The sequence below is a fragment of the Cryobacterium aureum genome (assembly GCF_002954245.1).
In the GTDB taxonomy this organism is placed as follows: domain Bacteria; phylum Actinomycetota; class Actinomycetes; order Actinomycetales; family Microbacteriaceae; genus Cryobacterium; species Cryobacterium aureum.
In genome coordinates, this window is the sequence record NZ_PPTG01000040.1 from 20,098 (window position 1) to 34,146 (window position 14,049).

Here is a 14,049-nt window from a genome sequence, read left to right on the forward strand (position 1 = left end):
AGCGGATGCTGCGACTCACCCCAGTCTGAGCGACACGTTGTCGATCAGCCGGGTTTTGCCGACGCGCGCGGCCACGAGCAACCGGGCCGGCCCGCGATAATCGTCGTGCACGGCCAGCAGGGTTTCCGGGTGCACGATCACGAGATAATCCAGTTTAACCAACGGCTGGGCGGCAATGCGCGCGTGCGCAGCGACAAGGGCAGCGGCGGGGCCGGCCTGCGCCGTTTCCACGGCCGCGCTGAGCGCTGCGAACAGGGCCTGCGCGGCCGTGTGCTGCGCCTCGTCGAGGTAGCGGTTACGGCTGGACAGTGCCAGCCCGCCCGGTTCCCGCACGGTCTCGACGACCTCGATGGTGCTGCGCACGTTGAGATCGTCGACCATGCGCTGCACGAGAAAAGCCTGCTGGCCGTCTTTCTGGCCGAACACTGCGACATCAGGGGTCACGATGCCCAACAATTTCGCCACAACGGTGAGCATGCCGTCGAAGTGCCCTGGTCGCGCGGCGCCCTCATAGAGTGAGCCGACCAGGCCGGCGGTGACCCGGGTGTCGCTCGCCCCGCCCGGAAACATCTCGCGGGCACTCGGCGCGAACACGAACGAGACGTTCTCGGCTCCGAGGGCGGCGAGGTCAGCGTCGAGTGTGCGCGGGTAGCTGTCGAGATCTTCACCGGCGCCGAACTGCAGCGGGTTGACGAAAATCGACACCACCACGATTCCGCCGAGTGCGTGCGCCCGTCGCACCAGCGCGAGATGGCCGGCGTGCAGGGCGCCCATGGTCGGCACGAGTACGATGCGCGTATCGCCACCGGTCAGTGCCGCACTGTCACGGGCGTGCCCCAGACGGTCGTGCAACTCGGCAATGGTAGTCACTACCTGGATGGTGCTCATTCGACCTCCCGGTCGTCGTCAAGCGGATGCTGCCGCTGCTCTATTTCATCAAACCCGGCGAGGTCCAGCCGTTCGGGGCTCGTGCGCGCGAGGGCGTTTTCCATCGCGGAACGCAGCAGCGGACCGAGAATAGCCCCCGGATGCTCCAGACCGATCCCGGCAAGCAGGTGCGTGGCCTGCTCGACGATCGAGGTGGAGAAGGCGGTAGCGATCTGAATGGCTTCGGCATAGCTGGCCCGGTCGGCCTCGGCGACGATAAGCGGTTCGCCGCCCATTTCCACGGCCAGCGCCTGCCCGATCGGCAGCACCGGGCCGGGGGCGGTCACGGCGAAGTAGCTGTCGGCGAGTCGGGCCAGGTCCAGGCTGGTACCGGTGAAAGCCATGGCCGGATGGATGGCCAACGGAATAGCGCCCGCGGCCTGCGCTGGCGCGAGCACCGCGGTGCCGTAGCGAGCGGAGGTGTGCAGCACGAGCTGGCCGGGCTGCCAGGTATTGGTCGCGGCGAGGCCCTGCACGAGGCTTTCCAGCTGGGCGTCGGGCACCGCGATGATGACCAGTTCGCTGCGCTCAACGATCTCGGGCACGGGCAGAATCGGTACGAGCGGCAGAATGGCTTCGGCGCGGTCCCGGCTGGCCTGCGAGATCGCGGAGATACCCACGATGGCGTGGCCGGCGCCCGCGAGGGCGGCTCCGAGAATGGGGCCGACGTGGCCGGCGCCGATGATTCCGACGCCGAGGCGTCCCGGTTTGGTATTCATTCGGTGGCCTCCGTGGCTGGTACTGGCGTCGCAGTCCGACTCCATTGGTGACTGGTATCGGCGAGGGCTGATCGCACCGCGCCCGTCGACATCCACTCGAACAAGACGAGCGCTTCGTCGACGTCGATGACGCTGAGGGAGGCATTGACCGGTCCGGCGACCGTGTGCAGGTCGGCCGCAGCTAAGCGCAGTCTGCGCCGAATGGCACCCTGGCTGATGCGCACTCCCTGCATGCGGGCCAGGGGCACCAGAATGAGGTCGCGCGACAGCACGCCGCGGCGAATCAGGGCCACGGGCCCCGAGACTGCCCAGCCGGTGCGCCACCACGAAAAGGGGCGAAGCCAGACAGCACGCGCTGGGGCGTTGCTGTAGAAATCGGCGATGCCAGCGTCCCGCTTGCGCCCGCCGAGCATTCCGTTTTCGACGAGGGCACGATGGGCGTCGGTGTCGAACCCGGGCAGTGCCAATTGCAGCACCTTTTCGACGTCGCCGAGGGTGCCGACCGGCAGCAGGGTGGTGCTCATCACTGGGCCGCTGCCGCGGCCGGACGCCTGCCCGGCGGTATTGATGCTCACCTGCCACCAGCCGAACCGGCGCCAGAGAATGGGCTGAGAGACCTTGATGGCATGGATACGCCCGGGCGGCAGGGTCTGACTGCTGGTCGAGAGCAGTCCGTAGCCGACGCGCACTCCGTCTGGAGTGCCCGCAATGCTGAACCGCAACATCTTGGTGATGCGTGAGAAGTAGTATCCGGCGCTGCCGATGAGGCCGGGCAACACGGCCACGAGTACCCAGCCGCTGCTTCCGGCGATCACGCTGATAATGAGTCCGACACCGGCGAGGAGCAGGAAGACGGTGAAGCCGCTCAGCACGACCGACCCGATCAACCGCCCCGGCGGGATGCGCACCACCGACTCCGGAGGTGCGGCATCCGGGTCGAGTTCCGGCGCCCGAAACTCGTTATAGCGCGCGGTCGCGAAGTCGCCGAGGGCAAAGTGGGCGGCGGACGGGCCGATCAGTGGTGGCTCGGTGATGTCACCGGGCACGGGCTGCGCGGCGATGTGGGCGGCGTCTGGTGCGGCGGGCTGCCTGGCCTGGCGCAGTCCAGAGGCGAGGTGCAGGATATCGCGGCGCAGGTCATCCGCTAGTTTCGAACCGAGGTAGGCGAGCTGCACGTTGCCGTCTTGCCCGGCGACGGTGATTTCCAGCCGGGCGGCACCGAACAGGCGGGGAATCAACGGCCGGGCGAGGTTGACGCCCTGCACTCGGTCGAGCCGGGCCTTGCGGTGACTGCGAAAGACGAGGCCACTGCGCACTTCGACGACTTCGCCGTTCACGCGAAAGGTGTGCATCCGCCAGGACAGGTAGAAAGCTACGAGAATGACCAGCAGAACGCCGGCAATGATGAGCAACGCCCAACCGGTGGCCCCGCGTTGGTAGATCTCGTCGATCGGATCGCCGCCGTAATTTTCTTCGCCGATGAACAGGTCGATGAAGCGTTCGCGCAGGTTCGCGACGATGAAGCCGAGGATGGCCACCATGAAGATTCCGCCGCGCAGCAGTGGGGTCGCCGGGTGCAGGCGGTGCCATTCACCGTCGGTCAGGTCGGTGCGCGGCGCAGCGAGGGGCGCCGGAACCGCAGCGCTGGGCTCGCTCACAGCCCCGCCCGGCGGCTCTCCGCGAGTTCCACCAGTCGGTCGCGCAGGATTTCGGCGTCGGCCTCAGCGAGCCCGGGAATCGACACCCCGGCCGTCGCCGCGGCGGTCACGAACTTGAGATCGGCCAGGCCGAGCCAGCGGGCGAGCGGGCCGCGGGTGATGTCGATGAGTTGCATGCGCCCGTAGGGCACCGCGACGAAGCGTTGAAAGAGGATGCCGCGGCGAAAGAGCAGGTCATCAGCGCGCAGCAGGTAGCCGATGGCACGCACGCGGCGCGGTTCGAAGATGAGGTTGATGATGGACAGAACGAGCACCACGATGCCGACCCACATCGCCCAGGTCTGATCGAGCAGCAGCCAGAGCAGGCTCGCTCCGCCGCAGACGACGACGGCGTTCACGATGGTGCCGACGATCTCGACCAGCACATACTTCGGGGAGACGCGCTTCCACTCCCCCACGTCGGCCAACTCAAGCCGCGCGGACGATGCCACGACAGCGGGTTCGGGCTCAGCGTCGACGGACCGGATCGGCTCAGCCGGCCGGTTCACTTCGGGCAAGTCGCGATCAGGCACGGGTACCTCCGGACTCATCGGTTTCGTCGTCGGGCGGCAGGGTGCAGAAGTATTCGGCCACCAGACCGGCCGTGAGCATGAGCGCCGCGCCGATCGCCGTGCCGATCGCGAGCCACAACGACGTGACGGCGGGAACGACTGATCGGGTGAGAATGTACAGCACGATGCCGAGGGCGGCGCCGAACAGCAGCGATGCAGACAGCGAGGTTGCCTTCGACAGAACGGCCACTCGCATGGCCCAGAATGGGTCGATGCGGCGCAGCGCCTTGCGATGACTGCCCTGGCGCACCCGCCAGGCCAGTCCGACGACGACCACGCCCAGCAGAATCAGAGTCAGAGTCAGGGTGACCGGCGGAACGACGATCGGGGCACCGGAGGCCGCGAAGGCGATCTCGAGCAGAAAGCCGATGACGAGACCGATCAGCAGAACGGCGAGCAGCCCGGTTGCGTGTGAACGCTTCATGGCCCAACTCTCAGCGAGGGGGCGAGGCCTGCGGCATCCGCTGCCCGGTGCACCGTGTTGCCGGTCGCAGTGAGGAGGTCACGCACCAGCCCGCGGCCTGGGATGACGGCTGCCAGGTCGACATCGAGCCACGGGGCGAGGACGAAATCTCGTTCTGCTGCCCGGGGGTGCGGCAGGGTCAGGCGGTCGTCGTCGATGCTCAGTTCGCCGAACAGGATGAGGTCGATGTCGAGCGTGCGGTCGCCCCAACGTTCAGCGCGTACCCGGCCGTGCTCCGCCTCGATGGCGTTGACGGCGTCGAGCAGGCCGTGCGGGTCGCCGGTGTAGTCAAGGGTGAGCACCGCATTGAGGTAGCGCGGCGCGTTCTCGTCGACACCGCCCGGTTTCACCGCGGCGGATTCGTACACGGGCGAGACGGCGATGAGAGCGACACCCGACAGTGCGGCCAGATCACGCACGGCCCCGGCCAGAGTGGCCGCGCGGTCGCCCAGATTGCTGCCGAGGGCGAGCACGACGCGTTCCGTTGACCCGGTCATGGCCGCGACCGAGTGATCTGCACGGCCACATCGGTGAACGGCACCGAGATCGGGGCCTGCGGCTTGTGCACCGTAACCTGCACGCGCAGCGCCGGCGGGTGGGCCAGCACGACGTTGGCGATGCGTTCGGCGACGGTTTCAATGAGGTCGACCGGGTTGTGCGCGGCCGCAGCCGTGACCTCCTCGGCGAGTTCGCCATAGTGGATGGTCTGGGTCACGTCATCGCTCGCCGCTGCGGCCAGCAGGTCCAGCCAGACAGTCACGTCGATGACGAAATCCTGGCCGTTTTCCTTCTCAAAATCGTAGACGCCGTGGTGGGCGTTCACCCGCAGGCCGGTGAGGGTGATCGAATCAGTCATGGGTCCATTGTGACGGACTCGGTGTGCGTCCCGGCAATTCCGATGCGATGCGGGGCGTCGACTGCCGCACACTGGCCAGTACGCTCAGGGCCGTGCGGGTCGCCGCGACATCGTGTACCCGCACCGCCCAGGCGCCGGCCTGGGCGGCCAGCACGCTGACCACCGCGGTGGCCAGGTCGCGCTCGACGACGGGGGAACCGACGGGCAGCACACTGGCGAGAAAGCGTTTGCGGGACGCCCCGATCATGACCGGGAGACCGAGTGCGGCGAAGGCGTCGAGCCGGCCCAGGAGCTGCCAGTTGTGTTCGGTCTTCTTGGAGAACCCGAGACCGGGGTCGAGTACGATCCGCTCCCGGGCCACTCCGGCGATGGTCAGCGCATCGACGCGGGCACTCAGTTCGGCGATGACATCGGTGACGACGTCGCCGTAGTCGGCGAGGGTGTCCATCTTCTGAGCGTGGGCACGCCAGTGCATGGCGATATAGGTGAGGTCGGTGTCCGCGGCAACCGCGGCCATTCCGGGGTCGGCGAGTCCGCCGGACACGTCGTTAATGACGCTCGCGCCCGCTTTCGCCGCCGCGCGGGCGGTCGAGGCGTTGAGCGTGTCGATGCTGAGTTTGAGGCCCTGCCGGGCGAGCTCGGTGACGACGGGAATGATCCTGCGCTGTTCCTGCTCGGGTGAAACCCGGGTGGCACCGGGCCGGGTAGACTCGCCGCCCACGTCGATCAGGTCGGCGCCCTGGGCGTGCAGCAGCAGGCCGTGTTCGATGGCGGCATCCGTTGACGCCCACTGACCACCGTCGCTGAAGGAATCGGGCGTGACGTTGAGCACGCCCATGATGAGAGTCATCCGCCGGCCGCAATCAGCGCGATGATTTCGGCGCGGGCGGTCGGTTCAGTCAGGGCTCCGCGCGAGGCCATGGTCACAGTCGAACTCGCGCTCTGCCGCGGGCCGCGCGTGCCGACGCAGCCGTGCACGGCGTCGAGCACGACGAGCACGCCGAGGGGGTCGAGGCCGGTCTGCAGCGCATCGGCGATCTCTTCGGTGAGCCGCTCCTGCAGCTGGGGCCGGGCGGCAATGGTTTCGACCACGGCCGGCAGCCGACCGAGCCCGACAACGCGGTCCCCCGGCAGGTAGGCCACGTGCGCGATACCGAGGAAGGGCAGCAGGTGGTGTTCGCAGATCGAGCGAAAGGCGATGTCGCGCAGCAGCACGAGTTCGCCGGTGCTCTCCCCGACCGGAACGAAGTCCGCCAGCAGGTCCTGCGGGTTCTGGTCGAGCCCGGCGAAGAACTCGGCATAGGCATCCGCTACGCGACGCGGGGTGCTTTCGAGGCCGACCCGCTCGGGATTTTCGCCGATTGCAGCGAGAATCTCCGAGACGGCCGCCTGGATGCGCGCCCTGTCCACTGCCACGAGCGCCTAGGCGGTTGCGGGGCGGGGGTTGCGGGCCGGCGCGCGCTTGGGTTTGGCGGGAACGGCGTCACCGCTGGAGATGCCGCCGTCAACGGCAGCGCCGTCGATGGGAGCCTTCGGGGCCGGCATGGCGATGGGCGGCACATCGGAAACCGGGCGCTTGTCGCTGGAGAGCCACTGCGGGCGCGCCGGCAGCTTCTCGACCTTGGCGAAGATCTCGGCCAGGGCGGTCTGGTCGAGCGTTTCGTGCTCGAGCAGCGCAGTGGCGAGGTTGTCGAGAATCACTCGGTTCTTGATCAGAACCTCGTAGGCCTCGTCGTGGGCGTCTTCGAGCAGCTGGCGTACTTCGCGGTCGACGCTCTCGGCAACGCGCTCCGAGTAATCGCGCTGGTGACCCATGTCGCGGCCGAGAAAGACCTCTCCCGAGCCCTGGCCAAGCTTGAGCGGGCCGACGACACTGCTCATGCCGAACTCGGTGACCATCTTGCGGGCGGTCGCCGTGGCTTTCTCGATGTCATTGGAGGCGCCGCTGGTCGGGTCGTGAAAGATAATCTCTTCGGCGACGCGGCCGCCCATGGCGTAGGCGAGCTGGTCGAGCAGTTCGTTGCGCGTGACCGAGTAGCGATCTTCGAGCGGCATTACCATCGTGTAGCCGAGGGCCCGGCCGCGCGGCAGGATCGTGATCTTGGTCACCGGGTCGGTGAAGTTCATCGCGGTGGCGACGAGGGCGTGGCCGCCCTCGTGGTAAGCGGTGATGAGCTTTTCTTTGTCGCGCATGACGCGGGTGCGGCGCTGTGGTCCGGCCATGACCCGGTCGACGGCTTCGTCGAGGGCACGGTTGTCGATGAGCTGGGCGTTGGACCGGGCCGTGAGCAGCGCGGCTTCGTTGAGCACGTTGGCCAGGTCTGCGCCGGTGAAGCCGGGCGTCTTGCGGGCGAGCACTTCGAGGTCGACGCCCTGGGCCATCGGCTTGCCCTTGGAGTGTACTTCGAGAATGCGCTTGCGGCCGAGCATGTCGGGTGCGTCCACACCGATCTGACGGTCGAACCGGCCAGGGCGAAGGAGCGCGGGGTCGAGAATGTCGGGGCGGTTGGTGGCGGCGATGAGGATGACGTTGGCCTTCACGTCGAAGCCGTCCATCTCGACCAGCAGCTGGTTGAGGGTCTGCTCTCGTTCGTCGTGGCCACCGCCCATGCCGGCGCCGCGGTGACGGCCGACGGCGTCGATCTCGTCGATGAAGATGATGGCGGGCGCGTTTTCTTTGGCCTGGCTGAACAGGTCGCGCACGCGGCTGGCGCCGACACCGACGAACATCTCGACGAAGTCCGAACCACTGATGGCGTAGAACGGCACGTTAGCCTCGCCGGCGACCGCGCGGGCGAGCAGCGTTTTACCAGTTCCGGGAGGGCCGTAGAGCAGCACACCCTTCGGGATCCGGGCGCCGACCGCCTGGAACTTGGCCGGTTCCTTGAGAAAATCTTTGATCTCTTCGAGCTCTTCGATGGCCTCGTCGGCGCCGGCGACGTCGGCGAAGGTGACCTGCGGGCTTTCCTTGGAGACGAGCTTGGCCTTGGACTTGCCAAACTTCATGACCTTACTGCCACCGCCCTGCATTGAGATCATGAGCCAGAAGAAGGCACCGATCAGCAGTACGGGAAGCAAAAAGCTCAAAACGGAAAGCACCCAGTTGGGCTGCGGCACCTCGTCGGTGAAGCCGTCCTTCGGGTTCGCTGCGGTCACCGCGGTGATGATCTCTTCGCCGCGCGGGGCAACGTAGTAGAACTGCACCTGCGTGCCGAGGTCGCCGCTGGCCTTGGTCAGAGTGAGGTCGACGCGTTGTTCGCCGTCGACGATGGTGGCTTCGGCGACGTTGCCCGATTTCAGGTACGCGAGGCCTTCCTGCGTGCTGACCTCGCGGAATCCGCTCATGGTGATGAGGCTTGACCCCACCCAGACGGCGATGACGGCGAGCACAATATAGAGAATCGGTCCGCGGAGTAGCTTCTTGACGTTCATGGTGACCTCAGGCTAGCGCTCGATTGCAAGGGAATGCCGTGTGTTCGCCCAAAGGAAAACTCAGGCGTTGGTGCAGGCTGTGGCTAGAGCGCGGCTGCGGCGACGGTGGAGTAGACGTGCGGGGCGAGAATGCCGACCGAGCGCAGGTTGCGGTACTTCTCGTCGTAGTCGAGGCCGTAGCCCACCACGAACTTGTTCGGAATGTTGAAGCCCACGTATTTCACGTCGATGTCGACCCTGGCGGCATCCGGCTTGCGCAGCAGCGCGCAGATCTCAATGGATGCCGGACCGCGAGTTTTCAGGTTCGCCAACAGCCACGACAGGGTCAGACCACTGTCGATGATGTCCTCGACGATGAGCACGTTACGACCGGAGAGGTCGGTGTCGAGGTCCTTCAGAATACGCACGACACCGCTGGACTGCGTGCCGGAGCCGTAGGAGCTGACCGCCATCCAGTCCATGGTAACCGGGTGATGCAGCTCGCGAGCCAGATCGGCCATGACCATGACCGCGCCCTTAAGTACGCCGACCAGAAGCAGATCGGTGCCGGCATAGTCGACTTCGATCTGGCGTGACATTTCGGCCAGTCGGGCCCGAATCTGCTCCTCGCTGATCAGGATCTCGGTGAGGTCGCCGTCAATGTCGCGAGGTTCCATGTGAGAGGCGCAGTCCTTTGTGTCAGGTGGGTCCAGGGGCGGAAAAGATCAAAATGCCGTCCTGCCGTACAACTCTAATACCTGGCAGGCTGAGCGCCCCCTGTCCGTGCCACTGCGTCACGAGCGCCGCCACGGCCAGGGTCTGCACTCGAGTCAGCCACACCCCGCAAATCGCCTCAACTCCGAACCGGATCAGGCGCTGCCGAATCGCGGCCGGCTGCGCCGCCAGCACGTCCGCGGAGATCTTGCCGTTGGTCCAGTGTTCCTGCAGTATCGAGCGCGCCAACCCGTCGAGGGCGTCCGCGTCTTCCCGCAGCGCCTCGGCGGTGCGGGCGAGCGCCACGGCAACCCCGGGTCCGAGTTCGTTCTCGAGCAGCGGCAGCACCGTTTCTCGCACCCGCACCCGGGCGTATCGCGGGTCGAAGTTCTGCGGGTCGCTCCACGGCTCGAGGCCGGCATCGGCACAGAATTGCCGGGTTTGGGCACGGCGGATGCCCAGCAGCGGTCGCAGAATCGGCCCGGTTCGCGCCGCCATGCCCCGCAGGCTGGTCGGTCCGGAGCCGCGGGCGAGGCCGAGCAGCACGGTTTCGGCCTGGTCGTCGAGGGTGTGGCCCAGCAGCACACCGCTCGCCCCGGTCTGCTCCAGCGCTGCGTCGAACGCGGCATACCGTGCAGAACGGGCGCCCGCTTCCGGCCCGGAATTGGTGCGCTCGACCGTGACGCTCAGTACCAGAACCGGGTCGAGACCGAGCTGGTGGGCGGTCTCGGCGGCCCAAGCCGCGACATCCGCTGACCCGGTTTGCAGGTTGTGATCGACGATGACCGCCCCGGCACCGATGCCCGCCCGACCCGCTTCACAAGCGGTCGCGGCGGCGAGCGCGAGCGAATCGGCGCCGCCGCTCAGGCCGACCAGAACGAGCCCCTCCGACGGCAGCGACTCGCGCACGGCCCGGCGAATGTCGGCGATGGCCGGGGTCAGGCGCGGGCGGCGGGGAGATTCCATCCAGTAACGTTAGCGGCAGACTTTGATCAAGGGAGAAACCAGCCATGGCCGAATACGACGCAGTCATCGAAATCCCTCGCGGGAGCCGCAATAAGTATGAGGTAGACCACGAAACCGGTCGCGTGTACCTCGACCGCGTGCTCTACACGAGCTTCATGTACCCCACCGATTACGGCTACTTCGAGAACACGCTCGGCCTCGACGGCGACCCCGTCGACGTTCTCGTGCTGCTCGACTACCCGCTGTTCCCTGGCGTTGGCGTGTCCGTGCGCCCCGTTGGCGTATTCAACATGACCGATGACGGCGGAAGCGACGCCAAGGTCATCGCCGTTCCGGCCGGTGACCCGCGCTGGAACCACATCCAGGATGTCCTCGACATTCCGGAATATACCCGCAAGGAAATCGAGCACTTCTTCGAGCACTATAAGGACCTCGAGCCGAACAAGTGGGTCAAGACGGAGGGCTGGGGCGACGCCGCCGAAGCCGACCAGATCGTGGTCGACGGCATTGCCAAGCTCGCCGCAGAGGGCCACTAGACCGGACATCGACGAAGGCCCCCTGGTTGACCGGGGGCCTTCGTTCTGCCTGTCGCCCCTCCTCGCGGGGGCTAATTCAGGAAAGAGACCGAATTCGGCTGAACCTCTCGCACTGGTCCGCCGGCCATCGCGCGATCCGCCGAGAATCTCCTGAATTAGCCACCACCGGGCGACCTATCCGGGCCCGGTGTTAGGCGGCCGGGCGGCCGACGTACGGCGCGACGGCCCAGGACGACCAGATGCTGTGCACACGCACGCGCGACGAGGGGTTCGGAGCTTCGAGGATCTGGCCGTTGCCCACGTAAATCGCCACGTGGTAGTAGTTGCCGGGGCTGCCCCAGAACACCAGGTCGCCTACCTGCACCTGGGCGAAGGAGACGAGCTTGCCCTGGCTGGCCATGGTGTTGTACTGGTTCGTGGCCGAGTGGGTGCCGATATACACGCCGGCCGCCGCGTAGGCGGCCTTGGTCAGGCCGGAGCAGTCCCAAGCGTCGGGGCCGGAGCCGCCGAAGACGTAGCGGTCGCCGAGCTGGGCGTTGGCGAACGTCAGCGCGGTGTCGACGATGCTCGCGTTGGGCAGGGCGACGGGTGCTGAGGGCGCGGCCGGTGCGGACGGTGCGGCCGGTGCGGACGGTGCGGACGGTGTAACCGACCCAGCGCCGGAGCCCGAGCCCGAGCCGGAGCCGGAGCCGGAGCCCGACCCAGAGCCGGCTACCGCTGCGGCATCTTGCACGGCCTGCGCGGCTGCGGCATCCGCTATGGCGGCAGCCGATGCCTGCGCCTGCGCGAACGCGGTGGCCGCGGCAGCCGCGTCTTCACCGGCGTGAAAGCTGCGCTCGGCCTCGGCCGTCGTGTCTTTGAGCAGGGCGAGCTGTTCGAACAGTTCACTCGACTTGCGTTGCTGAGTGTCGTAGGCGGCCTCAGCTGCGGTCGAGCTGGCCGTGGCGGCATCAAAGGTAGTCTTGGACTCTTCGGTGAGACGTTCGCGTTCCTCGGTCGCCGATGCGGCCTGCTCGCCGAGGGACTCGGCTGCGTTCTTGTCCTGCACGGCCTCCGTGTAGATCTGCTCCGACTGTTCACTCAGCTTGCTGGCCGTTCCGAGCTGGCTGAGCAGGTCATCCGCACTGTTGCCGTTCAGGAACAGATTGAGTGACAGACTGCTGGCGCCAGACTTGGCGAGGTGCGCGGCGATGAGGCCGGCCCGCATTTTCGATGTTGCAGCAGTGGCTTCGGCGGTTGCAGCCTGCTCGCTGAGGCTGGTTTCGCGCAGGGTGGCGGCGTCCAGGGCATCCTGCGTCACTCGGTAGACCTCGGCCGCGATCTGCGCGGTCGTGACCGCCTTCGCCGCCTGGCTCGCCAACCCGTTCAGCAGCTCACCGAGAGTTGCGATCTCGGCCTGCTTGGTCGATTCGTTCTGTTTGGCCTTTTCCACATCATTCCAGCTCGGATAGTCGGGGGCGGCGAAGGCGGCCCCGCCGGCGGCGGCAACGGATGCTGTGACCGCCGAGACCGCGCCGATCGCCACTGCGGACAGCAGCCGTTTCGACTTGGTGCGAACCCGTGCGCGTGCGGTGGTGCCGGGCGCAGTGGTGCTCGGTACGGTTGTGGTGCTCTTAGCCAAGTGATGCTCCCCGGTCGGCCATGAATGGAACGGGATTGATGCGGTTTCCACCGATCCAGACTTCGAAGTGCAGGTGACAGCCGTTGGCTGCCCCGGTGTCACCGGAATAGGCGATGATCTGCCCCGCTGACACGGACTGGCCGGAGCGAACGTTGTACCCGCCATTGCGGATGTGGGCATAGCCGGTTGAGACGTTGTCGCCGTGGCTGATCTTCACGAAGTTGCCGTACGTGCCGAGGACACCAGCCCAGGTGACGACGCCGGCGTGGGCGGCGTAGATCGGTGAACCGCAGCCGGTGCCGAGGTCGGTGGCGTAGTGAAAGCTTCCGCTGCAGTCACCACCGTTACAGATGACCGCCCGGGGACCGTAGCCGCCGGTGATGCGGCCGCTGGCCGGAACGGCCCAACCGGTCATGCTCACCGAACCACCGGAGCCGCCGCTGCTGGCACGCGCGGCCGCGGCTGCCGCAGCCCGTTCAGCTGCTTCAGCCGCAACCCGAATGGCTTCGAGCCGGGCGCGTTCGGCAACTCCGGCTTCATACCCGGCAGTCGTGGTGGCCTGGGCGTCGCGCATGAACTGCAGCTGCTGCTCCAGCTCAACGCTCTTCGCCTCGGAGTCCGCCAGCGCGTTCGCTGCTACTTCGGCTGCAGCCTGGGCCGCAGCGAGCGCGGCCTCGGCGGCGACGCGCAGAGTCTCACGTTCTGACTGAGCGACTTTGGCCTGGTCGCCGAGTGACTGGGCGTTGTTCGTGGCCGACTGCGCCGATTCATACACGTCGGAGCTGCGTTCAACGAGCTTGCTCATGTTGCCGAGTTTGGCCAGCAGCAGGTCGGCGTCGGCACCGTCCCCCTCGCCCTCCAGGAACAGGTTCACGCTGAGGTCGGTACCACCGGTGCGGTAGAGCTGAGCGGCGAGCTGACCGGCTTGCTTGGTCGCGGCATCCGCTGTCGCCTTACTCGCATCGGCCTGGGTCTGGATATCTTCGGCACGGCGGGTGGCGTCGTCGAACTCCTGCTGAGCCACCTCGAGCTCACTGGCGCTCTTTTCGGCAGCGGCCTGAGTCTCCTGCACCTGCACCTGCAGGCCGGCAATGAGATTTTCAATAGCGGTCACCTGCACGGCCGCCGAGGCAGTGTTCGCCTTGGCGTCCTGCAGGTCTTGCCAGGAAGGATAATCCACGGCGCGGGCCGGGGCGACGGGGCTCACGAGGGTGACCAGCAGCGTCATGGCGGCCATGATGCTGGTCAGCGCCAGGGTGTGCCTGGGCCAATGATCGGTCAAACGCAAGCGGCGAGCAGGCAGGTCGGTCCCGTAATCGCTCACGGTTCTCGTACGAATCATTGTTTCCCAACAGGCTTATAGCAGTCGCCCCGTGCGCCGAGGCAGACTCTTCACAGTAACAAGCTGGGCACGATTCGCCCAGTCTTACCGGTGAATCTAACCCGCGAAATGCCCGCTGGCCCGCTCATTTGCAGGCGCGGTGCGAACCGGCGATGAAAATTATTTACCAATCAAGCGGATGCTGCGCGCGCCGATTTGGCCTTCTCCCCACAAGACCGTATGCTT

The 14,049-nt window shown here is 66.7% G+C and carries 15 protein-coding genes; 1 reads left to right on the top strand and 14 read right to left on the bottom strand.

The genetic code is table 11. From position 1 onward, the window contains the following. Positions 1 to 15: 15 nt before the first annotated feature. The 12 genes from panC to tilS form a co-directional block, all read right to left on the bottom strand. Entirely contained in the window at positions 16 to 888 is an 873-nt protein-coding gene (gene panC, locus CJ028_RS14820; RefSeq protein ID WP_105036003.1) for a pantoate--beta-alanine ligase, read from the bottom strand. Continuing rightward, entirely contained in the window at positions 885 to 1,646 is a 762-nt protein-coding gene (locus tag CJ028_RS14825; protein WP_105036004.1) for a Rossmann-like and DUF2520 domain-containing protein, read from the bottom strand. Before CJ028_RS14825 ends, panC begins: the two co-directional genes overlap by 4 nt. Further along, positions 1,643 to 3,304 carry a PH domain-containing protein gene (locus tag CJ028_RS14830; RefSeq protein ID WP_105036005.1) on the bottom strand — a complete coding sequence of 554 codons (1,662 nt, stop codon included), beginning with the start codon at positions 3,302 to 3,304 and terminating at the stop codon, positions 1,643 to 1,645. The genes CJ028_RS14825 and CJ028_RS14830 overlap by 4 nt, the downstream gene beginning before the upstream one ends. Beyond that, positions 3,301 to 3,876 carry a PH domain-containing protein gene (locus CJ028_RS14835; RefSeq protein WP_439099049.1) on the bottom strand — a complete coding sequence of 192 codons (576 nt, stop codon included), beginning with the start codon at positions 3,874 to 3,876 and terminating at the stop codon, positions 3,301 to 3,303. Before CJ028_RS14835 ends, CJ028_RS14830 begins: the two co-directional genes overlap by 4 nt. Beyond that, the gene (locus CJ028_RS14840; RefSeq protein ID WP_105036007.1) at positions 3,869 to 4,339 is read right to left on the bottom strand and encodes a DUF3180 domain-containing protein; all 471 of its coding nucleotides are present in this window, start codon (positions 4,337 to 4,339) and stop codon (positions 3,869 to 3,871) included. Before CJ028_RS14840 ends, CJ028_RS14835 begins: the two co-directional genes overlap by 8 nt. Then, the gene (folK, locus tag CJ028_RS14845) at positions 4,336 to 4,875 is read right to left on the bottom strand and encodes a 2-amino-4-hydroxy-6-hydroxymethyldihydropteridine diphosphokinase (RefSeq protein WP_105036008.1); all 540 of its coding nucleotides are present in this window, start codon (positions 4,873 to 4,875) and stop codon (positions 4,336 to 4,338) included. Before folK ends, CJ028_RS14840 begins: the two co-directional genes overlap by 4 nt. Further along, positions 4,872 to 5,234, bottom strand: coding sequence for a dihydroneopterin aldolase (gene folB, locus CJ028_RS14850; RefSeq protein ID WP_105036009.1), 363 nt, complete (start codon positions 5,232 to 5,234; stop codon positions 4,872 to 4,874). The genes folK and folB overlap by 4 nt, the downstream gene beginning before the upstream one ends. Further along, positions 5,227 to 6,084 (bottom strand): dihydropteroate synthase, encoded by an 858-nt coding sequence (folP, locus tag CJ028_RS14855; protein WP_105036010.1) that lies wholly within the window; start codon positions 6,082 to 6,084, stop codon positions 5,227 to 5,229. The genes folB and folP overlap by 8 nt, the downstream gene beginning before the upstream one ends. Next, the gene (gene folE, locus CJ028_RS14860) at positions 6,081 to 6,650 is read right to left on the bottom strand and encodes a GTP cyclohydrolase I FolE (RefSeq protein WP_105036011.1); all 570 of its coding nucleotides are present in this window, start codon (positions 6,648 to 6,650) and stop codon (positions 6,081 to 6,083) included. The genes folP and folE overlap by 4 nt, the downstream gene beginning before the upstream one ends. Positions 6,651 to 6,656: 6 nt before the next feature. Beyond that, a complete protein-coding gene (ftsH, locus tag CJ028_RS14865; RefSeq protein WP_105036012.1) occupies positions 6,657 to 8,666 on the bottom strand; it encodes an ATP-dependent zinc metalloprotease FtsH in 2,010 nt (669 codons plus the stop codon). An 83-nt stretch (positions 8,667 to 8,749) separates the two neighbouring features. Further along, a complete protein-coding gene (gene hpt, locus CJ028_RS14870) occupies positions 8,750 to 9,322 on the bottom strand; it encodes a hypoxanthine phosphoribosyltransferase (protein ID WP_105036013.1) in 573 nt (190 codons plus the stop codon). A gap of 22 nt (positions 9,323 to 9,344) precedes the next feature. Continuing rightward, entirely contained in the window at positions 9,345 to 10,325 is a 981-nt protein-coding gene (gene tilS / locus CJ028_RS14875; protein ID WP_105036014.1) for a tRNA lysidine(34) synthetase TilS, read from the bottom strand. A 44-nt stretch (positions 10,326 to 10,369) separates the two neighbouring features. Between tilS and CJ028_RS14880 the strand changes: the two genes are divergently transcribed. Beyond that, positions 10,370 to 10,861, top strand: a complete 492-nt coding sequence (locus CJ028_RS14880) for an inorganic diphosphatase (RefSeq protein WP_105036015.1) — start codon at positions 10,370 to 10,372, stop codon at positions 10,859 to 10,861. A 190-nt stretch (positions 10,862 to 11,051) separates the two neighbouring features. Here the strand turns inward: CJ028_RS14880 and CJ028_RS14885 are convergent, their stop codons facing one another. Both CJ028_RS14885 and CJ028_RS14890 read right to left on the bottom strand, forming a co-directional pair. Further along, positions 11,052 to 12,482 carry a C40 family peptidase gene (locus CJ028_RS14885; protein ID WP_105036016.1) on the bottom strand — a complete coding sequence of 477 codons (1,431 nt, stop codon included), beginning with the start codon at positions 12,480 to 12,482 and terminating at the stop codon, positions 11,052 to 11,054. Beyond that, positions 12,475 to 13,806, bottom strand: coding sequence for a M23 family metallopeptidase (locus CJ028_RS14890; RefSeq protein WP_161498998.1), 1,332 nt, complete (start codon positions 13,804 to 13,806; stop codon positions 12,475 to 12,477). Before CJ028_RS14890 ends, CJ028_RS14885 begins: the two co-directional genes overlap by 8 nt. Positions 13,807 to 14,049: the final 243 nt, after the last annotated feature.